The sequence below is a fragment of the Microcoleus sp. PH2017_28_MFU_U_A genome (assembly GCF_020738035.1).
Classification (GTDB): Bacteria; Cyanobacteriota; Cyanobacteriia; order Cyanobacteriales; family Microcoleaceae; genus Microcoleus.
Map to the genome: position 1 here is coordinate 32,422 of NZ_JAEQCX010000103.1, position 21,558 is coordinate 53,979.

Below are 21,558 nucleotides of genomic sequence, written 5' to 3' on the forward strand. Positions count from 1 at the left end.
CAATATCTTCGTAAAAAACCCGGTTTCTGCCCACCGGATTATCCCAATTCCCAATTCCCAATTCCCAATTCCCAATTCCCAATTCCCCAAATATTATGTTTCGCAAAACACCCCTTGCTTGGTTGCAAGTAACCAGAGAAAAAACCCGCCTCGCTGTTGCTATCGCCGGAATTGCCTTTGCAGATATTCTGATTTTTGTGCAACTCGGCTTTCAAGATGCACTCTTCGATTCTGCTGTTAAGCCGCACGAAAGTTTACAGACAGATTTAGTGTTAATCAATCCTCAATTTGAAACTTTTGCTGCGGTAAAACAGTTCAAAAGAGAGCGACTTTATCAAGCACAAGGAGTCGCGGGAGTCAAGTCTGTCACTTCTTTATATATTGGGATGGGACAGTGGCGAAATCCCACAAACCGCACTACGCGAGGAATTTTAATTTTTGGCATAGATCCTGGCAACACAACATTTATTTTGCCAGATGTCAATCAGAATTTGGCTCAACTTCAAAAGTTCAATAATGTGTTATTTGACCAAGCTTCTAGACCTGAGTATGGGGAAATTGCCAATATTTTTAATACACAATCTACCCTCGAAACTGAACTTAACAAACGAAATATTCAAGTAGGAGGAGTATTTACTCTCGGTACTTCTTTCGTGGCTGATGGCAATGTCATTGCTAGCGATTCTACTTTCATGAATTTATTTCCAGAACGCAAACCAGATGAAATTGATGTGGGTTTAATTCAGTTGCAACCGGGGGCTGACATCCTCAAAGTTCAATCAATGTTGAAAGCTATTTTGCCGGATGATGTGAAAGTTCTGACTTTAGCAGAATTTGCGGAAATTGAAAAGGCTTATTGGGGAAATGCTACTCCGATTGGTTTTATTTTTGGATTTGGTACGATTATCGGATTCATTGTTGGTTTGATTATTGTTTACCAAATTTTGTATTCAGATGTTTCCGATCACTTGGCTGAGTACGCGACTTTAAAAGCTATGGGATATAGCGATCGCTATTTAGTCGGAGTTTTAGTTCAGGAAGCTTTGTTATTAGCTATTTTGGGTTTTATGCCGGGAATTGTTTTGGCTAACGGACTGTATTCCCTAGCGCAGTCTGCTACATTGCTGCCAATTGCAATGACAACAAATCGAGCGACTACTGTGTTGGGTTTGACGATTGTGATGTGTACTGGTTCTGGGGCGCTGGCTTTGCGGAAATTGCGATCGGCCGATCCGGCAGATATTTTCTAAGCTGTTGTGGCATTTTAATTTAATTTTTGGGCGGGCTAGAAGCCCACCCCACAAGAGATGGAAGAAACAGGATTGCCAAAATTAAATGTGTACCAGCTTAGAACCAAACAAAATACCTCCATTAATTGTGGCACGGGCGTCTCGCCCGTGACTTATAGAAAAAACACAAAAAATCACCATGCAAACCCTAAACTCTCCCGCCAACTTCGACGAAACCATAACAAATCAAGCTGTAATATCTGTCAAAAATCTCAACCATTACTTCGGTAAAGGTTCCCTGAAAAAACAAGCTTTATTTGATATTAATCTCGATATCAACTCTGGGGAAATCGTAATTATGACGGGGCCTTCTGGTTCGGGTAAAACAACTTTACTGACGATGTTAGGCGGCCTGCGTTCGGCTCAAGAAGGGAGTCTCAATATTCTGGGGGAAGAAATACGCGGCGCTAGTAAGAATCAGTTAACTAAGTTGAGAAAGCAAATTGGTTATATTTTTCAAGCGCATAACTTGATGACGTTTTTGACGGCTAAGCAAAATGTGCGGATGTCTTTGGAATTACATAAGGAAATGCTAAATCAGAATATGGATGCTTTGTCAATATCCATGTTGGAAGCTGTTGGTTTGGGAGAACGGGCTAATTATTACCCAGAAAATCTGTCGGGAGGACAAAAACAAAGGGTGGCGATCGCCCGGGCGTTAGTCAGTCGGCCTAAAATAGTCTTAGCTGATGAACCTACGGCGGCTTTGGACAAACAATCCGGGCGAGATGTGGTGGAGATCATGCAGACACTAGCAAAGGAACAAGGTTGTACGATTTTGCTAGTGACGCACGACAATCGGATTCTCGATATTGCCGATCGCATTATCTACATGGAAGACGGACGTTTAGTCACAAATTTAGCCGATCGACCTTAATCAGATGTCAACAAATCTCTTACAAAAGTTCTTTTTATCAAATTTTGGGACGGGCAAGATGCCCATCCCACAATATTTTCTTTTATTGTGGGATGGGCATCTTGCCCGTCCTAATTATTTTTGTAAGATATTCGCTACTTGGCCGGGCCCACGGCCTCGATCGCAGCCTCAAGGGCGATCGACACATGAGTCCAATGAGTACCCCCTTGACAAAAAGCCACATATGGTTCTCGCAGAGGCCCGTCTGCGGAAAATTCCGAGGTACTGCCATCAATAAAAGTACCACCAGCCATCACCAACTGACTCTCGTATCCCGGCATCGGCGCCGGCACGGGATCTAAATACGAACCCACCGGGGAATTTTGCTGCACCGCCCGACAGAAAGCAATTAACTTATCAGCAGAACCGAATTCGATCGCCTGAATTACATCCCTGCGCCTCGCCAAAGGAATCGGATTCACCCGATAACCCAACTTATAAAAAACATAAGCCGTCAAATGATTACCCTTCATCGCCTCGCCCACAAACCCCGGGGCCATGAACAAACCCTGAAACAGCAAGCGGTTCAAATCAAAAGTCGCGCCCCCGCTGCTGCCGATTCCCGGCGCTGTCAAGCGACAAGTTGCCGCCTCCACCAGATCGGCCCTCCCGGCCACGTAACCGCCCGCAGGGACGATCGTACCCCCCGGATTTTTGATTAAAGAACCCGCCATCAGATCTGCACCCACAGCAGTAGGTTCGCAATCATCAACAAACTCGCCGTAACAATTATCAACAAAGCAAATTGTGTTACGATTCTGATGTTTGACTAGATCGACGATTTTTTTAATCTCAGAAATAGACAGACTCGATCGCCAAGAATAACCGCAAGAGCGCTGGATCAAAACCAGGCGAGTTTTTGTTGAAATAGCAGAGCTCAGTGCCCGCCAATCCACAGTTCCTTCGCGAGTTAGAGGCAACTCACGGTAGCTAATGCCGAACTCAATAAGTGAACCTTGACCTTGCCCCCGCAAGCCGATCACTTCTTCTAAAGTATCGTAGGGAGAACCAGCAACTGCCAACATTTCGTCACCAGGACGTAGGATGCCAAACAGAGCACAGGCGATCGCGTGAGTACCCGAAACAAACTGTACCCGCACCGCTGCCGCCTCGGCCCCTACCACTTCGGCAAATACCCCGTCCAAAGTCTCCCGCCCTAAATCATCGTGGCCGTAACCCGTAACACCTGCAAAATGGTGGACTCCAACCCGGTGGCTGCGAAAAGCTTTTAAGACTCGTTGAAGATTTTGCTTGACTGTCGCGTCAATACCAGAAAAAATCTGAAAGAGTGCCTGTTCTGCTTCCTGTAGCCGTGAAACGCTATTCATCTATACCTCGCTCACCATTTGCGTGCGCGCTGCTGATTATCGCGTAAATGCGGCCCCTAGTTTGTAAACATAATATCTTCATGACGATTGCAACTTCCAAAAAAACTTCTCCTGATTGGCCTGTTGTAGGCTTTATGGCCTTTCTGCACACCGGCGCTCTATTTGCTTTGCTGCCGGGTAATTTTAGCTGGTCTGCTGTCGGCCTAGCAGTATTCCTGCACTGGGTAACAGGTGGTTTAGGAATTACTCTCGGATTTCACCGCCTCGTTACCCACCGTAGTTTTCAAACACCGAAATGGCTAGAGTATTTTCTAGTTATTTGCGGTACTCTGTCCTGTGAAGGCGGCCCGATCGACTGGGTAGGAATGCACCGGTTACACCACATCCATTCCGACACCGAAGAAGATCCCCACGATTCTAATCAAGGCTTCTGGTGGAGCCACATGGGTTGGATGATCTCAGATTTGCCGATGAGAGTTCAAATCCCCCGCTTTACAAAAGACATTGGCGACGACCCAGTATACAAGTTTCTCCAAGCATATTTTATCCCCATCCAAGTTGTCTTCGGTGTGTTGCTTTATTTATTAGGTGGCTGGTCTTTCGTGGTTTGGGGAGTGTTTATGCGGATTGTGGTGGTGTTCCACTGCACTTGGCTGGTTAACAGCGCTACCCACAAATTCGGCTACCGCACCTATGAGTCGGGCGATGGCTCTACTAACTGCTGGTGGGTTGCTGTCCTCACCTACGGCGAAGGTTGGCACAACAACCACCACGCCTTCCAATACTCTGCTCGTCACGGTCTCCAATGGTGGGAAATCGACATCACTTGGATGACAATTCAACTGCTGGAATCGCTGGGTTTAGCTACCAAAGTGAAGTTAGCAGAAAAATAGGGCGATCGGCAATTTAGTCATTGGTTGTCGGTCATCAGTTCTGGACTAATGGCTCGTGACCAATGCCTAATCCTGTTTTTGCGATCGCTAAAGGTTGGGTTGAACTGAGATTGAATCATCTTGTGCGATCGACCCAACCAAAACCATAATCAGTTATAATAGATTTGGGAAGAAAAATTTTTGTTTGGCAGCCAAAAGTTTTATTTTCAAAATTAAACCGTAAATTTTTCAAGTTTCATCCTAAATCTATAATTCATTCATTTTTGATTCGTTTGGGCAAGTGTGCACCAAAAAAGTTTACTGCTCAATCCAAACTATTATGCGTGAATCCCGGTCAGCATCTCATCACTAATCAAAAAAAGAATGACAATAGCAACGCAAGAAAAACTCCAATACAATTGGAAGCACGTTATTAGTTTAGCAGGACTGCATATCGGCGCTTTGTTCGCACTGCTACCCAGTAACTTCAACTGGACAGCAGTTGGTTTAACAGTATTCATGCACTGGATCACCGGCGGTTTGGGAATAACTCTCGGATGGCATCGTATGCTCACCCACCGCAGTTTTCAGGCACCAAAATTCGTAGAATACTTTCTAGCATTTTGCGGATCCCTGGCCTGTCAAGGAGGAATAATTGATTGGGTTGGGCTGCACCGTTTGCACCACACCCACTCTGACCAAAATGCGATCGACCCTCACAATGCCCAAAAGGGTTTTTGGTGGAGTCACCTCGGCTGGATGCTATATAAAGGCCCGGCTCACGCTGAAATTCCCCGCTGTACAAAAGACATTGCCAGCGATCCATTTTACCGATTTTTGCAAAACTACTTTCTCCCGATGCAAATCGTCTTTGGCGTGTTGCTTTACTTCGTAGCAGGCTGGTCATTTGTAGTTTGGGTAATCTTTGCCCGCTTAGTTTTGGTATATCACTGCACTTGGTTTGTGAACAGTGCAACTCACAAATTTGGCTACCGCACTTACGAAACCGAAGATAGTTCTACTAACTGTTGGTGGGTTGCAGTTTTGACTTACGGGGAAGGCTGGCACAACAACCACCACGCTTATCAATACTCTGCCCGTCACGGTATGAAATGGTGGGAAATTGACTTCACCTGGATGACAATTCAAGCCTTGGAAGCAGTAGGTTTGGCTAGTAAGGTGAAATTACCACCTTCCCGAGCGGAAGGTTAGTTATTGTAGGGTGCGTCAGGTGTGAATTTGACTATACGCAGATTAAGAATTTTCCACGCTAAACACCTGACGGTTAGTTAGCACCCCCCTTAGGAATGAGAATTAAATAACTTACAATTTTTATTGTTCTTGTGGGATGGGCGTCCCGCCCATCCCACAAATATGTGTAAATTATTTAATTTTCATTCCTTAGTAACGTCGTTGCTTGCGATCGTCAATCGGCGTGGTGCACTTTGAAAACTTCTAAGGAAACCGATCCTTAACGCGGATTAACGCAAATATTTTGTAAATGCTATAAGGTGCGTCGCTCGCTCGATTGTCGATATTGAGTTAGAAATTTTCTGTGGCGACACACCCTACGACTACGACTGTCAACTGTCAACTGTCAACTGTCAACTGTCAACTGTCAACTGTCAACTGACTAATGAGCCTGTTTTTGGTCGCCCTTGCCGCGCAAATATTCCGCTAAAAACGCCAATCCTCCCGAACCGACTATCAACAGCACGCTCAGAGCATTAATATCAGGTTTCACCCCAGTCCGAATCCGGCTAAAAATTTCCATTGGTAGAGTTGTAGTCCCGCTACCTGCGGTAAAACTCGCAATCAAAAAATCGTCCATGCTGAGTACAAAAGATAGCAGACAACCAGAAACAATTCCAGGTATTAATTGAGGTAGCAAAACCTGAATAAAAGCTTCAACAGGCGTTGCACCCAAATCCAAGGCAGCTTCTTCTAAATAAGGGTTTAAATCTGCCAATCTAGTAGAAACAGCTAGAGCGATGTAAGCCAGACAAAACACAACGTGGGCGGCGACAATTGTCCACAAACTTAGAGGAATAGCTAGCGCCGCTAAAAATACCAGAGTAGCAACAGCGCTCGCAATATCTGGAATAATAATCGGCAAGTAGGAAACTCCCTGATATAAATTTTTGCCGGGAAAGCGGTAGCGGGCTAAACCAACGGCCATTAAAGTGCCGAGTACAGCGGAGATGGCAACTGCACAAACAGCAACTGTTAAACTGTTTCTCAGGGCAATTAAAATCCGCGTATCGCTAAATAATTTAACGTACCAATCTAAAGTAAATCCTTCCCAGCCGGCGCTAAAACGGGATTTGTTAAAGCTGTAAAATGTGAGTACCAAAATGGGCAGGTACATATAAAAAAACATCAAAACTGTAAATATTGCCTGCCAAGAAATCTTAAATTTAGGTTTTAAGTACATATCGGGTTGTATTTCCTCCTGTGGATTGTCGGCGGTATTTTCCATATCTCGTTAATCGGGAATTGGTAATTGGTAATTGGTAATCGGGGAATTGGGCATCGGGCATCGGCCAAACAGGGCATCGATTTGAAGAGAATTTGTAGCGACTAATTAATGACTAATAACTAATGACTGCTGTCAACTGTCAACTGTCAACTGTCAACTGTCAACTGTCAACTGTCAACTGTCAACTGTCAACTGACTAAACTGCATTACGATCGCCATATTTGAGTAAAAGAGCAATTCCGATACTCACTGCAAAAATTAATACCATACTCAGAGCCGAACCTAGCCCCCAATTTTGAGTCGCCCCCAAAAACTGATTGTAAATTAAACGAGCTGCCGTCATGCTCGAAGCTCCACCAAGCAACTCCGGATCGACAAAATCGCCCAAACAGCTAATAAATACTAGCAAAGAACCCGCTGCAATCCCCGGCATTGTCTGGGGTACTGTCACTTTCCAGAAAGTTTCTAGTGGATTCGCGCCCAAATCCTGAGATGCTTCTAGCAATCTGCGATCGAGCTTTTCCAAGGAAGCGTAGAGAATGGTTACGATATAGGGCAAATAGCTGTAAGCCATGCCGATTAGAACTGCGGAACTTTGATTTAACAATTCTAGAGGAGGGATGCCCAAAAGTCCCAGGAGCGAGTTGAGAACGCCCGTAGGACGCAGAATTGTAATCCAAGCATACGATCGCAACAGCGAAGAAGTCCACAGCGGCAACACAAAGCCCAATAACGTTAAATTCCGCCACTTGGGCGAGACATTGAGCGCGATCCAGTAAGCGACGGGAAATCCCAGCAGTAAACACAGAATAGTCGTTCCGGTGGCAAAAAAGAGCGATCGACCCATCACCTGCAAATTCAGCGGCTCAAACACCCGCAGGTAGTTGCCGATTCCCGAAGGATTTACCAAATCTCCCGGCTTAATATTCGGCACCAAGCTAAGTTGAAAAATCACCAGAGTTGGTATTACTAATAATAAAACCAGGAACAAGCCAGAAGGGCCGAGCAATGCCAGCGGGCCTGTCCACTTTGACCATGGGGGGACGCTTTCAGGCTTGACTGGAGCAGTGGGAGGAATCGGAGGGGGAGCTTTGGTAGAAACAGCCATAAATAATAGTTTGGATTTTTGAGCGGTAGGGGCGGGTTCACCAAAATCTTTAATTTCAAAGCCCGAATTCGTATAAACCCGCCCCCACCCAACGGTAAATCTAAATGTACCAGATCGACTTATTGTCGGAAAAATTGATGCGGGCGATCGACTGTGGGGGCGAGAGTCAGAGATTGTTGGTCAAATTTGCTCCTACAGGTTAGGGTTAACCAGCGGTTAATTTAGTCCAATAGCGATCGTACACTTCCATAAATTTCCCTACTGGAGCCACACCTTCGCAATTTTTCAAAACAGCTTCCGAAGGGAAAAGAAGCTCGTTTTCGCGAACTTCCGGCGTCAGCAAACTAAAAGCATCTTCCGAAGGAGTTGAAAAACTGAGCCGTTCGACTAAAGAAGCAGCGACATCCGCTTGCAACATAAAGTTAATCCACTTATAAGCTGCATCGGGATTGGGAGCACCTTTGGGAATTACTAAAGTGTCAGTCCACAAAGAAGAACCACTTTTTGGTACGACATACTTCAATTTGTCGTTATCTGAAATGACTTCATTGGCATCAGAAGAATAGCACATGGCTAGCTTCAAATCCCCTGTCAGCATTTGCGGCCGCCAAGCGTCTGTCGTAAAAGATGCGATCGCAGGTTTGAGCTCCACCAGCTTTGCGTAAGCTTGTTTAACTTGATCTTGGTTCGTAGAATTCAGAGAATAGCCCAGCATTCGCAACGCAGCGCCCATGACTTCTCGAACATCGCTCGCTAGCGTCATTCGCCTTGCTAACTCTTTTTTGTGTTCCCACAAATAGCTCCAATCTTCAGGAGCTTCTTTGAGTTGTTCGCTGTTGTAAATCAAGCCTGTGGTTCCCCAGCTCAAAGGAACGCTGTAGCGGTTTCCTGGGTCGTATACAGGGTTTTGGAACTGTTTTTTTAGTCGATCGAGTCCGCCCAAAATTGAGTGGTCTAATGGAGTCAACAGCCCCAGTTCCGTCATCTGAACCACCATGTAGTCAGACGGGTAAATGATGCTGTAGGCGCGGCCGCCACCGGCTTGAACTCTAGCCAGCATCTCTTCGTTGGAGCTAAACACGTCGGCGACTACGCGAATGCCGGTTTTTTCAGCAAAGCGATCGAGCAAAGCTTTATCGGTATAGCCTGCCCAAGTATAGATGAAAAGTTGGTCGGCAGCACCTTTGACGGGAGGGGCAGATTGTACGTCTGCAAGCCGCCAGCCGCAACTGGAAAGGGCTAACCCGTGGTAGATTTGTCGGAGGCACAGTTCTAATTGGGATTTTAGATTTGGGATTTAGGAATTAGCTGATTTTAGATGTTCGAGCAAACGCAGATAAACGCAGATTAATACTGATGCTATTAGATACTGGTTAGTTTTGTCCAGTAACGATCGTAAACATCTGCAAATTTTCCTAGGGGTGCCACGCCTTCGCAGTTTTCTAAAGTAGCCTCAGCAGGAAAAAGAATTTTGTTTTTGCGAACTTTTGGAGTCAGCAAATAAAAAGCATCTTCTAAAGGAGTTGCAAAACCTAATCGTTGGACTAGGGAAGCCGCAACATCAGCTTGCAGTATGAAATTAATCCATTTGTAAGCTGCGTCTGGATTGGGTGCTCCATTAGGAATTACTAAGGTGTCAGTCCACAGGGCAGATCCGCTTTTCGGCACAATATACCGAAATTTAGGGTTGTTTGCAATTACTTCATTGGCATCAGAAGAGTAGCACATTGCTACTTTCAACTCTCCTGTCAGCATTTGCGATCGCCAAGCATCTGTGGTAAAAGAAGCGATCGCCGATTTGAGTTCTTCTAATTTTTCATAGGCTTTTTTAACTTGTTGTTGGCTTGTAGAATTGAGAGAATAACCCAGCATCCGCAGCGTCGCGCCCATTACTTCTCTAACGTCGTTTAGCAGAGTCATTCGCCTTGCCAATTCCTGTTTGCGTTTCCACAAATAACTCCAATCTTCGGGAGGTTCTTTGAACTGTTCGCTGTTGTAAATCAATCCAGTTGTCCCCCAACTAAAAGGCACGCTGTAGCGGTTTCCGGGGTCGTAAACGGGGTTTTGGAACCGCTTTTTGAGCCGATCTAGTCCGCCAACGATCGATCGGTCTAATTGAGTTAGCATCCCGAGTTTTTTCATCTGCATCACCATGTAGTCTGACGGGTAAATGATGCTGTAGACCTGGGGAACACCGACTTTAAGTCTCGCCAGCATTGTTTCCGTGGAGTCTAACACGTCGGCGACTACGCGAATGCCGGTTTTTTCAGCAAAGCGATCGAGCAAAGCTTTATCGGTATAGCCCGCCCAAGTATAGATGAAAAGTTGGTCGGCAGCACCTTTGACGGGAGGGGCAGATTGTACGTCTGCAAGCCGCCAGCCGCAACTGGAAAGGGCTAACCCGGGAGGCACAGTTTGATTTTAGATTTTAGATTTTAGATTTTAGATTGGGGAATTGAGGATTGGGAATTGGGAATTGGGAATTGGGAATTGGTAATTGGGAATTGGGAATTGGTAATTGGGAATTCTTCCGATACTTTTTTGCTAACGTTTACTAACAAACACATAAGTTAAATCGCTAAACAGCTTTTCAACCAAGGCGTATCAACCAATGCCCGAAGGAAGATCCCACGAGCACCATTTAGATCTCGGTTCATCTGATTTCCATCAGAATCTTTGATCATTCTGCTACCACCAATCTTTTTGACTTCTCCAGTCCATGAAACAGTCTTTGAAGTGTAAGCTTCGTTGATAGAAGTTAAAGCAACTTTGCCTTGCTCCCAAGCTTTCCACTCTAGATGTTTTTTAAACTGGTAATGACTCAGAGTCAGCATTTGACGAACAGTTTTAGAGCGAATCTTGCGACGTGACTTGCTCACCATCTGAGACGACTCAAAGGATGGAATTAATATCACGTCAAAATTATCAACTAAAAACTTAGCAGTCTTGTGATGCAACTCTTTGACAAGATGTTGAATCTTAGACTTTAATCTGTCCGCTGCTTTCTTGAATCTTTTGCGTTGCGGGCTATTCGTTTTACTCATCCTTGAGATCAACTTGTCTAACCTGAAACACAACTTTTGGATCAAAAGATTAGAATCATTCCCAACCCATCCATAAGATGACTCAGAAAAGAAAGTCATGAACGTTCTAACACCGGGGTCTAAGGCAACCACGCGACCTTGGTTATCGGTCTGACGTGGTTGCACTTCTTCAGATACAACAATGTAATACTCGCCATAGGCAAGGGTCAATCGTCCATCACTGAAGCCTTTGGGTAATGCCTCTTTCAGCTTTGACTGACCCAATTTTGTCGGATAAATTCCTTTCGTCCCAATAGCAGACTTCGGAATATAAACAGACTGTTTTGTATCTTTTCGACTGCGAAACTTGCAGCTACAAATCTTGCCAGTTTTCTTGAAATCTGCTTTGGCTTTTTTGACGGCACCACAAGCATCTTTAATGGCAATAGATTTAATTTGAAACGGTACAGGTTTTGCCCAATCAGGCAGCCCATTGAGTATTTCCGTTTTAATTGACATCCAATTGGCTTTAGTGCCTGGTTGCTGCAAGTATTTGATAGTTGCGTTGTAGACAAAACGACTAACTCCAAACCATTGTTTGAGCATTGCCTTTTGTTCAGGGCTTAGGAATAGTCGGATCTTCTTTGATTTTCTGGCTGTAGCTTCTAAGACCGTGCATTCGGCAACTAAACACGTGAAGGATGGCAAGAAGATCGGCTGTAAGTTCGGATTCGCTCGCGTGAACAGGATTTGAGAGAACCACGATTTCTCCACCGTTTTGTTTTGCCATGAACTCGAATAGTTCAAATCCGAATCTACACAATCTGTCTCTACAGGCAACAACAATCGTGAGCTGATCTGGGCGCATAAATCTGACCAGTAAGGCTTGCAGTCCTTTTCTTTTGAAATTGAGTCCAGAGCCGATGTCTTGGATGATTTCCGAGTCGGGGTATCGCTGTCGCATGAATTCGACTTGTCTAGCAAGATCGTCTTTTTGTTTGGTACTACTGACTCGGCAGTAGCAGATGATTGAGCAGATGCTTCCATCTTTTTGGTATGAGTCAACGTCGTAAAGGCGTTGCCCTGCTCCATTTTTGATTGATTTAATCTGCCCTTCATCTGCGTACTTCCTTAACGTGTTTGGATGCAGACCTAGAAATTCGACAGCCTTTCTAAGTGGTATGTATGCCATTCACCAAATATCACCCATCTAGTAGTGTATGTGAATGATTGTTAGAAAAATTGATACTGTGCGTCAACCCCTCTCCCCTCTCCCTTTCTCCCTTTCTCCCTTTCTCCCCCTCTCCATCGTTAGGATCGATCGCCCAAAGCGAGACAATCAGTAGTTCCCCAGTAAGCATAAATCGGCGTCTGCGGGTCTGGGAAAGAACCGCCCGTATTGGGTTGGCGCACCGTAATTTTATCGCCCGACGCCAATTCAACCACGTAATGAACGTGAGTGCCCATGTACATGATATTTTTGAGCCGCCCTTCAAAACAGTTAACCGACAATTCCGGCTGGTAGAGATTCAAATATACTTTTTCAGGCCGGACGCTAACCACCACAGAGTCACCGATGACACCATTCCACATATCCGACTGCTGAACGACTATTTTCAGATTGGCTGATGTGCGAACTGTAATAGTCGATCGGTCGATCGCCTCCACCGTACCAGAAAACAAATTCGTATCCCCAATAAAATCCGCCACAAAAGCCGTCTGCGGGCACTCATAAATTTCTTCAGGCGAACCAATTTGCTCAATCCTGCCCTCGTGCATCACCGCAATCCGGTTAGAAAGACTCATCGCCTCTTCTTGGTCGTGAGTCACCATCACAAAAGTCAAACCCAACTCTTGATGCAAATTCGACAATTCCAACTGCATCTGCTTCCGCAACTTCAAATCCAGAGCTCCCAGCGGTTCGTCCAGCAGCAGAACCGCCGGTCGATTTACCAGAGCTCTCGCCAAAGCCACCCGCTGCTGCTGGCCGCCCGACATTTGACCCGGAAACCTGTTGGCGAAAGATTCCATTTTCACCAATTGCAAAGCTTCCCGTACCCGTTCTTCTACTTCCGATTTCCCCAGCTTTTTAATCCGCAATCCAAAAGCGATATTGTCCCAGACATTCATGTGTCCGAACAGGGCGTAGCTTTGAAACACAGTATTTACCGGACGGCGGTAAGCTGGAGTATTGGTCATCGACTGGCCGCGAATCATCAATTCGCCCGCCGAGGGAGTCTCGAACCCAGCGATTAAGCGCAGCGTGGTAGTCTTACCGCAGCCGGAGGGCCCGAGAATGCTAAAAAATTCTCCTTGACGAATGCTGAGGTCAACTCCGCGGACTGCGGTTTCGCCATTAAATACCTTAAAGACCTTGCGGAGTTCAACGTCAAGCGCTGTATCCTTTGCTGTCGTACCTTGGTTGAGTGCTGTCTGAAACATATTCGCCCGTTCCTGGGGTAATGCACGCTATTTTAATACAGTTTAACTTTAGACTTTTCTGTATTTTAGGCGAGGAATGTTGGAATTGAGAGGTTTTAGAATTTGTTCTTTAGATTCTATCTCAGAGTGTTGCTGGGCAAGACCAAATCTGCTGTGTCCCGCACCAAATTCAATCCACCGATCATCTATTGATTTTCAGGATTTGGCGTGGGAGATGGCGTGGGAGAGGGTGTTTGCGGTTTCTCTGGTTTGGGCGCTTCTGCTTTTTTCCATTCAGACAAAGGTCGTTGGACGGCATTTTTAAAGTCAAACGGTACTAGCAGCACGGGCAAAGTTTCTGCCCCATTTTGAGGTGGGGCTTCCGCCGGGTTGGCTTGGGCGTACAAGAAGCGGCCGCTAAAGTCTGTTTTGCCTAAAACTAGGCGGTGAGTTTCCTGGTTGTCCAGCTTGACTGTGACTGTGGCTTGCGGTTGGTCGAGACCGAATTCTGGCAGTTGAGCGGCAGTAATATCTATTGTGCGATCGCTCTTTCCTGTTCCCAGCCTATCTAGCAAAAAATCCACCGATGCCTGACTCGCGTGTGCTTGCACCGGCAATTTCATTTCCCAGCTAGACTTACCTCCTTTACGAGCATAAACTCGTTCAAAAGTCAATATCTTTTCCGGAGTTTTGACTGTAAAGAATTGTACGCGATCGGACTTGAAAGTAAAAATTTTATGTTTTTCGTCCTTAGCCGCCTCCTGTTTTGGGGACACTTGCGTCTCGTACAAAGAAACCAACCCCGCCATGGTCAACGCAACAGCTATCAATATAAATGTATTTTTCTGCAATTTCATAATAATGAGGAATTCGGCATGGTCAGCAGTCATTAGTCATTAGTCAGCAGTCATTAGTCATTAGATTGTAGGGTGCGTCAGGCTTGAATATTTTGACACCGACTAATAATTTTTCCTCTGACGCACCTACGGGAATTAGTATCAGATTGTAGGGTGCGTCAGGCTTGAATATTTTGACACCGACTAATAATTTTTCCTCTGACGCACCTACGGGAATTAGCAATTGGTGGAAAAACAAGCAAGAAGCAAAGTAGTTATTGTAGGGTGCGTCAGGGTTAAATATTTTGATTTCAGACTAATAATTCCCCCCTGACGCACCCTACGGGAATTATGGATTAGGAATTGGAAATTGGGAATGGGTTGAAAAACAAGAAACAGGCAAATAAATCCGTTACATCCGTTAAATCCCGTACATTGCTCGTTGCCGAACTTGCTTCATAATTATCTTCTTTTCCACCAAATAGCGCCACCAACGCCCAGTCCCAGTAAAGGCCAAATCAGCCAAGCTAAAACCAACAATCCTACTTGGACATCATTCATGTTAATGCGGCGGTTGGTAGCTTTTTTCGGGCTGATAGAAAAGCTTTGCTGGTCTGGTTTGCTCAACCAACTCACTGAATTGAGAAACACGTCGCTATTGAGTTGTTGGTCAAACCAACCGTTAGTCACAAATTGAGATGTACCAATTACTACCATGCGCGATGTTTTTGTAGGAGTAGAAGGCACAGAAGGAGTTGTGCTTGGACTGGGAGATGCTGTGGGAGATGTTGTTGGTGTTGGTGTGGAAGATGTTGTTGGTGTTGGCGTGGGCGAACTTTCAGGAGATGCTGTGGGAGATGTTGTGGGTGTTGGTGTTGAGGAACTCTCCGGCGATGCTGTGGAAGATGCTGCCGGTATTGGCGAAATTGTCGGTACTGCTGGAGGGGTAGCTTCCTGGGAGACAATCACCGAGTAGCTGATTGGGGAAGCTGTCGGCGAGGTTGTTGGAGATGGAGAAGTTGTTGGTGATGGAGAAGTTGTTGGTAATGGGGAAGTTTTCGGCGATGGTGTCGGCGATGACGAAGTTGTCGGCGAAGTTGTCGGCGATGCTTGGGGTGAAGGCGATGTTGTCGGGGAAGTGGTCGGAGATGGCGATGTTTTCGGCGATGGCGATGTTTTCGGCGATGGCGATGTTGTTGGCGATGGCGAAGTTGTAGGAGATGGTGAAGTTGTCGCCGATGGCGAAGTTGTCGCCGATGGTTGGGGTGAAGGCGTGACTGGTGTTGGTGAGGCTGAGGGGTTTAACGGAGTGCTCTCAGAACCCGATCGCACCAAAGCCACACCTAATAATAACGGGCCTTGTCGATCGGTCTTCGGATCGAACTCCAATTTTTTAGTCGTCAAATCGCTTTCCGCCCAACTTTCCTGACTCGTCCAAATCAGCGGTTTTTCCTCTATCCCTACTACAGGCGAAGTTTCCAAAGCGCGTGCAAACGGATAAAATGAAATACCGCTACCGAAACTTTGAGTAATCGGATGTTCCCCGTAACGCCTGACTGTGGGAACCGTCGCGCCCAGGCCGAATCTTTGACCACTACCCGAAGCATCGATGGCCAAACGGGAGTCTAGTTTTACACCCCATTCTTGCAAAAATTTGTCTAATCCCGTATTAATTGCCGGGTCTACCATTAAGAATAAACTGCCACCGCGATCGAGATAAGCTTTTAGTGCTTTAATTTCTACATCCGAAAAAGGTTTATCCTGTCCAGGAACAATTAAAGCATCTGCATCTTCTGGAACTTCTTTGCGTTCGCTCAAATTCAGCGTTTGAGAGTTATAGTATTTATCTTTCAGAGCTTTTTCAGCTTGCTGAATTCCGCCTTGACCTTCTTTCAGCGGGCGAGCTCCTTTGCCTTGCAAAAAGTAAACTGTAGGAGTACGAGTGCTGAGAATTTCTTCTAAGCCATTTGTAAGTTTTATCTCCGAAAGACCTTGATTCGGGTCACTACCAAAAGCAGTACCACCTTTTTGCAGCACTTGTTTTTTTTCACCGGATTGCAAGTAAATTTCTCCGATGCTGGTAATACTAAACTCCCGGATTTTTCCCGGTTGGGCCTGGGGGTCAACAAACTCGTATTGAAACTTTTCGCCTCCCTCGCGTTTGTAACTTTGCAGCAATTCTTTAATTTGCGGATTTTGGATGGGGTCAAATACCCAAACCTTGACTGTTTGTTGCAGGTTTCGCAGGATTTGTTGAGTCTGGGGGGCGAGGGTAAATTGTTGGCTTTCGGTTAAGTCGATGCGGAGGGGATAGCGAAAGGCTATGAAGTTAATTACTCCCAGAATCACAAAGACGGCGAGGGTAGCAATCAGGGCGTTGGTACTCGCTTGAGTGGAACGTCGCCCCCAAAAGCCTTGTTCGTAAGTCAAGGATAGCAGCCAAAGTGCGATCGTCACTATTCCGGCAATAACTAAACCGACTGTCAGGGGTTCCCACGCTGCGGATACAAGTGCTGCTGTTACCCCCGCTGCGGTGAGGAGAGGGCCCAGCCAAAAAACGTATTTCCAATTTGTTTTGGTAATTTTCATAAGCTAAATATTGTTTGTGTGAGCAAATTCCGGTTCAAGAATGTTATTCTATATTGAATTAGTCTGCTCCAACCAGGCTGTTAAATCTGAGAGACTATTGAAATCCAGGACGGCATCTCCTAATTCTTCTAATTCCTGTAATCCTAATTGACGGATAGAGTTTTCTAGTTCCGGTTGGATTGTGCCTAAGCGTCGCACAAGTTGACGCAATATTAATGAGAGTTGAGCAGTTTTTGTCAGTTGTTCTCTTGCTACTTCTATCGCAATCTGCTGGTCTTGGATCCACTGTTCTTGGTTCTGCAACTCTTTTAATTCTTCTTGACTAAAATTGTCCTTCTTGGCAATTTTAAAAGCTTTCTGAATTTCGGGAACAGCACTCAGTGTTTCGGGGACTGTCTCCAGAATACTGGTATTTTGGAGAAAGTAAATCCATTGGTCGGCTCCTGTTTCTAATTGTGCTAATTCTTTACTGAATTTTGGCAGCTCCACAAATACTAATTCTATTTCAGTATCTGGACAATCAAATTTTTGCTCTTTTTCTTTGAAAACAAACCTAGTCATAAATTCAGGCTGATTTTCAAACATTTCAAAGTCGGCAATTTTCAAGGAAGTTACTGTTTTTAGTCTTTCATAGCGTTCTTCTCCTGTTAATTGCCCGCTGTAGGCTTTGGCAGCATTGTACAACACTCTTTTCTCGAAGGAAGGCACGTTGAGCAGTTGGATTTCAATCAGGGCGATTCTGCCACCGTTAATTGTGGCTTTGACATCTAGGTGTGTGTCTGGGACTCCAAAAGTTTTATTTCCCGGTTGGGAGTCGATTATTTCTAAGTCTTTAATGACAGGCTGTGCTTCATAAAGGATGGCGTTTAAAAAATTAATGAGGATGTATTTGCTGTCGCTGGAACCGAAGATCTTTTTGAACGCAAAGTCGATTTTGGGATTGATAAATCTCATTGTTTGATTTATTTGGTAGAATCATTTACCCTGAAAATATAACCGAATGTTGAAGGAAGAAGGAAGAGAGAAGAAGGAAGAGGGAAGAGGGAAGAAGGAAGAAGGAAGAGGGAAGAAGAAGGAATAAGTCAGTAGGCAGATTAATGCCCGATGCCCGATGCCCGATGCCCCATGCCCCATGCCCCATGCCCCATGCCCCATGCCCCATGCCCGTTGTTTTTAAGAACGCTGATATCGCAAAGCGTCGATCGACTGTGCTGTGAGAAATACTCCTAGAATGATGTAACTGGCAAAGATAATTATACTGCTAGTATCAAAAACTCCCTTGACAAGATTAGTGTAATGTGTTAGGAGTGAAAGCTGTCCTAATGCTGCTCCGAAGGGCCCGCCGATACCGACGGCGGCTGCATCGATTACCCACAGAAATAAGACTAGAGCGAAGGTGAGGATGGCGGATAAAATCGTGCTGTCTGTAAGGGATGAAATAAACATTCCGAGGGACAATATTCCGGCTGCTAGTAAGATTAGGCCGCCGTGTCCTAGCAGCACGACGCCGGGGGGTACGGGTGGGGTTGAGGAACTTAGGGCGATCGCCTCGCAGAAGAGCAGTGGCAGCAACATTGTGGTATAAAATGTTAAAACGCCGAGGAGTTTGCCGGTAGCAACGACCCAGTTGGTTAAGGGGGATGTGGCTAAAAGTTCTAAGGTGCCGCGCTTGCGTTCTTCTGCGTAAAGTCCCATGGAGAGTGCTGGTAATACGAACAGTGAAAGGGAACCCATGATTCGCAGAAAAAGTTGCAGGAATTCATAGGCTATGTCGATCGCAGGTTCGGTAATTCCCATTCTATCTCGCTGGGTGATTTGAGGAATTAGGCCGTCGGGGGCGAGGAGAATGGCGATTAAAAAGTAGCCGGTGATCAGCCAAAAGACTGCTGCGATAGCATAGGCAAATGGTGATGCAAAATAGCTTTGCAGTTCCTTGCGGTAAATGGCGATGATATTACTAATCATTACTAACATTTAGGAATTGGGAATGGTTCAACAGTTGACAGTTGACAGTTGACAGTTGACAGTTTGAAAGCTACTTCTACCTAGAAGGATGAGGATTGGAGTAATGAATAGTCTGATTTTAATTCCTCCGTCACTCGTGTTCCGGCTTTCAACCAATTATTTCTGGTAATTGGGTATTGGTAATTGCTTCATTCTGAGTCGCCTCCGGGTCGTGTTTCGCTGTCGTTGCTCTCTTGTTGCTTTCTTTCTATTTTTCGCTTTCTGTTGACAGGTGGTTGTTCTCCTTGAGAATCGCTACTCGGTTGTGCCCTTTTTTTAACTTGCCGATTTTTGACAACAGGTTCGGCTTTAGGTTCGCTCGACTCCAGGATTTCTGCAACAGGTTCTGCAACAGGTTCGGATTTTGGTTGAGGAAGCTCGATCGACTCTGCAATTTGGGTCACAGGTTCGCGAACAGGTTGGCTCGACTCTAGGATTTCTGCAACAGGTTCGGCTTTAGGTTCGATCGACTCTACGATTTCTGCAACAGGTTCTGCAACAGGTTCGCTCAACTCTACGATTTCTGCAACAGGTTCTGCAACAGGTTCGGATTTTGGTTGAGGAAGCTCCCTCGATTCTACGATTTGGGCCACAGGTTCGGATTTTGGTTCGCTCAACTCTACGATTTCTGCAACAGGTTCTGCAACAGGTTCGATCGACTCTACGATTTCTGCAACAGGTTCCAGTTGAGAAAGCTCGATCGACTCTACGATTTGGGCCACAGGTTCGGATTTTGGTTCGATCGACTCTACGATTTCTGCAACAGGTTCTGCAACAGGTTCGCTCAACTCTACGATTTCTGCAACAGGTTCGGATTTTGGTTGAGAAAGCTCGCTCGACTCTTGTCTTTCGACAATTTGCAGAAATTCTGCAACTGGTTGCATTTCTGGTTCTATATCATTGATTGTCTCTGATGTTTCTGCAAGTGTTTCGGATGCTGAGTGAGAATCATAAAGCGACTCTACTGTTTCCGCTTCTGGTTCTGATGCTGGCTCAGCAAGCTCGATCGACTCTGGGATTTGGGCCACTTCCCGATTGTCTACAATCGGTTCTGGTTGAGAATGTGCGATCGACTCCACTGTTTCTACAACTGGTTCTGATCCTGAATCAGAATGCTCGATCGACTCTGGGATTTGGGCCACTTCCAGATTGTCTACAATCGGTTCTGGTTGAGAATGTGCGATCGACTCCACAGTTTCTACAACTGGTTCTGATACTGATTCAGAATGTGCGATCGACTCTACAGTTTCTACAACTGGTTCTGATCCTGAATCAGAATGTGCGATCGACTCCAATGTGCGATCGACTCCACTGTTTCTACAACTGGTTCTGATCCTGAATCAGAATGTGCGATCGACTCCACTGTTTCTACAACTGGTTCTGATCCTGAATCAGAATGTGCGATCGACTCTACAGTTTCTACAACTGGTTCTGATACTGATTCAGCATCATAGAGCGACTCTTGCCTATCTGACTCTAGTGTTTCTAAAACTGGTTCGTCCGATACTGGATGAGCATCATAGAGAGATTCTAGTGTTTCTAAAACTGGTTCGTCGGATACTGGATGAGCATCATAGACAGATTCTTGCCTATCTGAAACTAGATTTTCCACAATCGGTGCTGATTCCGATTGATGAGAGTCGGCGATCGAGTCTTGAATTTCTGTCGCTGCTTGTAGATTGCGATCGACCTCGGGTTCGCTGTGAACCAGACTTTCTTCCGGTTTCTTTTGGGCCGCTGTCAGCCGTAAAAACACATCTTCCAAAGTAGCGCGATTGCGGCGCATTTCGCAGAGTCCGAATCCTGAGGCGATAATAGCTGCGGCGATTTCTCGTCCTGGTTCCACCTCCGATTCGCATTCTGCCCGCAGGCGGTAGCGACTGGCTAAAAATTGCTGGCTGGGAATCAATTCGATCGATCGAACTCCCCGCACATTTTCCAAAGAAGGCAACAGCAGACTGTTGAGCAAATCCGCCTCACCTTCGACTTCGACTTCGTAACCTTCCCCGGTGGCCAACTCTCCCATCAAACGTTCGGGAGTACCAGCGGCGACGATTTGACCGCGATTGATGATGGTGACGCGGCTGCAAGTCATGCTGACTTCCGGCAGAATGTGGGTAGAAAGGATAATAGTGTGTTCGCCTGCAAGACTTTTGATTAAGTTGCGGACTTCGATGATTTGTCGCGGGTCGAGGCCGACGGTTGGTTCGTCCAGGATAATGACGGGGGGATCGTGGACGATCGCCTGTGCAATACCAACTCGTTGCCGAAATCCTTTAGAAAGTTTGCGGATTAAAACTTTGCGTTTATCAACCAGGCCGCAGCGTTCGATCGCGGATGTGACACGTCGGGCGCGATCGCCTGCAGGGACTTGCTTGATCCGCGCCACAAAAAATAGAAACCCTTCCACGCTCATTTCTGGATAAAGCGGCGGGTTTTCCGGAAGATAGCCGATCCGCTGTCTGACAGCCATCGAATTTTCGTGAACGTCGAGGCCAGCGATCCGGGCGGTACCGCTGGATGCCGGCAAATATCCCGACAAAATCCGCATGGTTGTGGTTTTGCCGGCGCCGTTGGGCCCCAAAAACCCGAGTATTTCTCCTGCTTCGACCGAAAAAGACACGTCCGCGATCGCTGCGGTCGAACCGTAAGTTTTGCTTAAGTGTTCTACTTCAATCATTTGTCAAAGTCAT

General features: G+C 45.9%; 18 protein-coding genes and 1 pseudogene. 4 read left to right on the top strand and 15 right to left on the bottom strand.

Going from position 1 to position 21,558, the window contains the following annotated elements; translation table 11 throughout:
* Positions 1-95 precede the first annotated feature (95 nt).
* Positions 96-1,250: an ABC transporter permease DevC gene (devC, locus tag JGK14_RS24620; RefSeq protein ID WP_293184944.1), complete on the top strand. Its 1,155-nt coding sequence runs from the start codon at positions 96-98 to the stop codon at positions 1,248-1,250.
* 178 nt (positions 1,251-1,428) lie between these two features.
* Positions 1,429-2,166, top strand: coding sequence for a DevA family ABC transporter ATP-binding protein (locus JGK14_RS24625; protein ID WP_293184946.1), 738 nt, complete (start codon positions 1,429-1,431; stop codon positions 2,164-2,166).
* A 134-nt stretch (positions 2,167-2,300) separates the two neighbouring features.
* On the opposite strand, the gene JGK14_RS24630 is transcribed toward JGK14_RS24625, so the two are convergent.
* Entirely contained in the window at positions 2,301-3,533 is a 1,233-nt protein-coding gene (locus JGK14_RS24630) for a methionine gamma-lyase family protein (RefSeq protein ID WP_293184948.1), read from the bottom strand.
* 80 nt (positions 3,534-3,613) lie between these two features.
* Here JGK14_RS24630 and JGK14_RS24635 point away from each other — a divergent pair, with 80 nt between their 5' ends.
* Positions 3,614-4,426, top strand: a complete 813-nt coding sequence (locus tag JGK14_RS24635; protein WP_293184949.1) for an acyl-CoA desaturase — start codon at positions 3,614-3,616, stop codon at positions 4,424-4,426.
* A 363-nt stretch (positions 4,427-4,789) separates the two neighbouring features.
* Positions 4,790-5,617: an acyl-CoA desaturase gene (locus JGK14_RS24640; protein ID WP_293225768.1), complete on the top strand. Its 828-nt coding sequence runs from the start codon at positions 4,790-4,792 to the stop codon at positions 5,615-5,617.
* Between the two features lie 421 nt (positions 5,618-6,038).
* Here JGK14_RS24640 and JGK14_RS24645 read toward each other — a convergent pair whose 3' ends face one another.
* From JGK14_RS24645 to JGK14_RS24710, 14 genes and pseudogenes are all read right to left on the bottom strand, one after another.
* Positions 6,039-6,884 carry an ABC transporter permease gene (locus tag JGK14_RS24645; protein WP_293184951.1) on the bottom strand — a complete coding sequence of 282 codons (846 nt, stop codon included), beginning with the start codon at positions 6,882-6,884 and terminating at the stop codon, positions 6,039-6,041.
* A 196-nt stretch (positions 6,885-7,080) separates the two neighbouring features.
* Positions 7,081-7,992, bottom strand: coding sequence for an ABC transporter permease (locus JGK14_RS24650; RefSeq protein WP_293184952.1), 912 nt, complete (start codon positions 7,990-7,992; stop codon positions 7,081-7,083).
* A gap of 205 nt (positions 7,993-8,197) precedes the next feature.
* A complete protein-coding gene (locus JGK14_RS24655) occupies positions 8,198-9,262 on the bottom strand; it encodes an ABC transporter substrate-binding protein (RefSeq protein WP_442921478.1) in 1,065 nt (354 codons plus the stop codon).
* Positions 9,263-9,354: 92 nt separating this feature from the next.
* Entirely contained in the window at positions 9,355-10,404 is a 1,050-nt protein-coding gene (locus JGK14_RS24660) for an ABC transporter substrate-binding protein (RefSeq protein WP_325315596.1), read from the bottom strand.
* A 23-nt stretch (positions 10,405-10,427) separates the two neighbouring features.
* Positions 10,428-10,559: a hypothetical protein gene (locus JGK14_RS24665; protein ID WP_293212283.1), complete on the bottom strand. Its 132-nt coding sequence runs from the start codon at positions 10,557-10,559 to the stop codon at positions 10,428-10,430.
* Positions 10,560-10,562: 3 nt separating this feature from the next.
* Positions 10,563-11,621 carry an RNA-guided endonuclease InsQ/TnpB family protein gene (locus JGK14_RS24670; RefSeq protein WP_293198232.1) on the bottom strand — a complete coding sequence of 353 codons (1,059 nt, stop codon included), beginning with the start codon at positions 11,619-11,621 and terminating at the stop codon, positions 10,563-10,565.
* A gap of 10 nt (positions 11,622-11,631) precedes the next feature.
* Positions 11,632-12,207, bottom strand: coding sequence for an IS607 family transposase (locus JGK14_RS24675; RefSeq protein ID WP_293184957.1), 576 nt, complete (start codon positions 12,205-12,207; stop codon positions 11,632-11,634).
* A gap of 119 nt (positions 12,208-12,326) precedes the next feature.
* The gene (locus JGK14_RS24680) at positions 12,327-13,457 is read right to left on the bottom strand and encodes an ABC transporter ATP-binding protein (RefSeq protein ID WP_293184958.1); all 1,131 of its coding nucleotides are present in this window, start codon (positions 13,455-13,457) and stop codon (positions 12,327-12,329) included.
* Between the two features lie 185 nt (positions 13,458-13,642).
* Complete coding sequence (locus tag JGK14_RS24685; protein ID WP_293184959.1) at positions 13,643-14,326, bottom strand: DUF4340 domain-containing protein; 684 nt, start codon at positions 14,324-14,326, stop codon at positions 13,643-13,645.
* A 408-nt stretch (positions 14,327-14,734) separates the two neighbouring features.
* Positions 14,735-16,861, bottom strand: a complete 2,127-nt coding sequence (locus tag JGK14_RS24690) for a Gldg family protein (RefSeq protein WP_293184960.1) — start codon at positions 16,859-16,861, stop codon at positions 14,735-14,737.
* 48 nt (positions 16,862-16,909) lie between these two features.
* Entirely contained in the window at positions 16,910-17,815 is a 906-nt protein-coding gene (locus tag JGK14_RS24695) for an Rpn family recombination-promoting nuclease/putative transposase (protein ID WP_293184962.1), read from the bottom strand.
* Between the two features lie 219 nt (positions 17,816-18,034).
* Entirely contained in the window at positions 18,035-18,835 is an 801-nt protein-coding gene (locus JGK14_RS24700) for an ABC transporter permease (RefSeq protein WP_293184963.1), read from the bottom strand.
* Positions 18,836-19,014: 179 nt separating this feature from the next.
* Positions 19,015-20,160 carry a hypothetical protein gene (locus JGK14_RS24705; RefSeq protein WP_293220299.1) on the bottom strand — a complete coding sequence of 382 codons (1,146 nt, stop codon included), beginning with the start codon at positions 20,158-20,160 and terminating at the stop codon, positions 19,015-19,017.
* A 401-nt stretch (positions 20,161-20,561) separates the two neighbouring features.
* Positions 20,562-21,545 (bottom strand): annotated as a pseudogene (locus tag JGK14_RS24710) (ABC transporter ATP-binding protein); the annotation flags it as partial.
* Between the last annotated feature and the right edge of the window lie 13 nt (positions 21,546-21,558).

Bases quoted from the DNA above. Each gene is read 5' to 3' on its own strand.
- devC (WP_293184944.1), top strand. From the start codon at position 96: ATGTTTCGCAAAACACCCCTTGCTTGGTTGCAAGTAACCAGAGAAAAA.
- JGK14_RS24625 (WP_293184946.1), top strand. From the start codon at position 1,429: ATGCAAACCCTAAACTCTCCCGCCAACTTCGACGAAACCATAACAAAT.
- JGK14_RS24630 (WP_293184948.1), bottom strand. From the start codon at position 3,533: ATGAATAGCGTTTCACGGCTACAGGAAGCAGAACAGGCACTCTTTCAG.
- JGK14_RS24635 (WP_293184949.1), top strand. From the start codon at position 3,614: ATGACGATTGCAACTTCCAAAAAAACTTCTCCTGATTGGCCTGTTGTA.
- JGK14_RS24640 (WP_293225768.1), top strand. From the start codon at position 4,790: ATGACAATAGCAACGCAAGAAAAACTCCAATACAATTGGAAGCACGTT.
- JGK14_RS24645 (WP_293184951.1), bottom strand. From the start codon at position 6,884: ATGGAAAATACCGCCGACAATCCACAGGAGGAAATACAACCCGATATG.
- JGK14_RS24650 (WP_293184952.1), bottom strand. From the start codon at position 7,992: ATGGCTGTTTCTACCAAAGCTCCCCCTCCGATTCCTCCCACTGCTCCA.
- JGK14_RS24665 (WP_293212283.1), bottom strand. From the start codon at position 10,559: ATGTGTTTGTTAGTAAACGTTAGCAAAAAAGTATCGGAAGAATTCCCA.
- JGK14_RS24670 (WP_293198232.1), bottom strand. From the start codon at position 11,621: ATGCTCAAACAATGGTTTGGAGTTAGTCGTTTTGTCTACAACGCAACT.
- JGK14_RS24675 (WP_293184957.1), bottom strand. From the start codon at position 12,207: ATGGCATACATACCACTTAGAAAGGCTGTCGAATTTCTAGGTCTGCAT.
- JGK14_RS24680 (WP_293184958.1), bottom strand. From the start codon at position 13,457: ATGTTTCAGACAGCACTCAACCAAGGTACGACAGCAAAGGATACAGCG.
- JGK14_RS24685 (WP_293184959.1), bottom strand. From the start codon at position 14,326: ATGACTGCTGACCATGCCGAATTCCTCATTATTATGAAATTGCAGAAA.
- JGK14_RS24690 (WP_293184960.1), bottom strand. From the start codon at position 16,861: ATGAAAATTACCAAAACAAATTGGAAATACGTTTTTTGGCTGGGCCCT.
- JGK14_RS24695 (WP_293184962.1), bottom strand. From the start codon at position 17,815: ATGAGATTTATCAATCCCAAAATCGACTTTGCGTTCAAAAAGATCTTC.
- JGK14_RS24700 (WP_293184963.1), bottom strand. From the start codon at position 18,835: ATGTTAGTAATGATTAGTAATATCATCGCCATTTACCGCAAGGAACTG.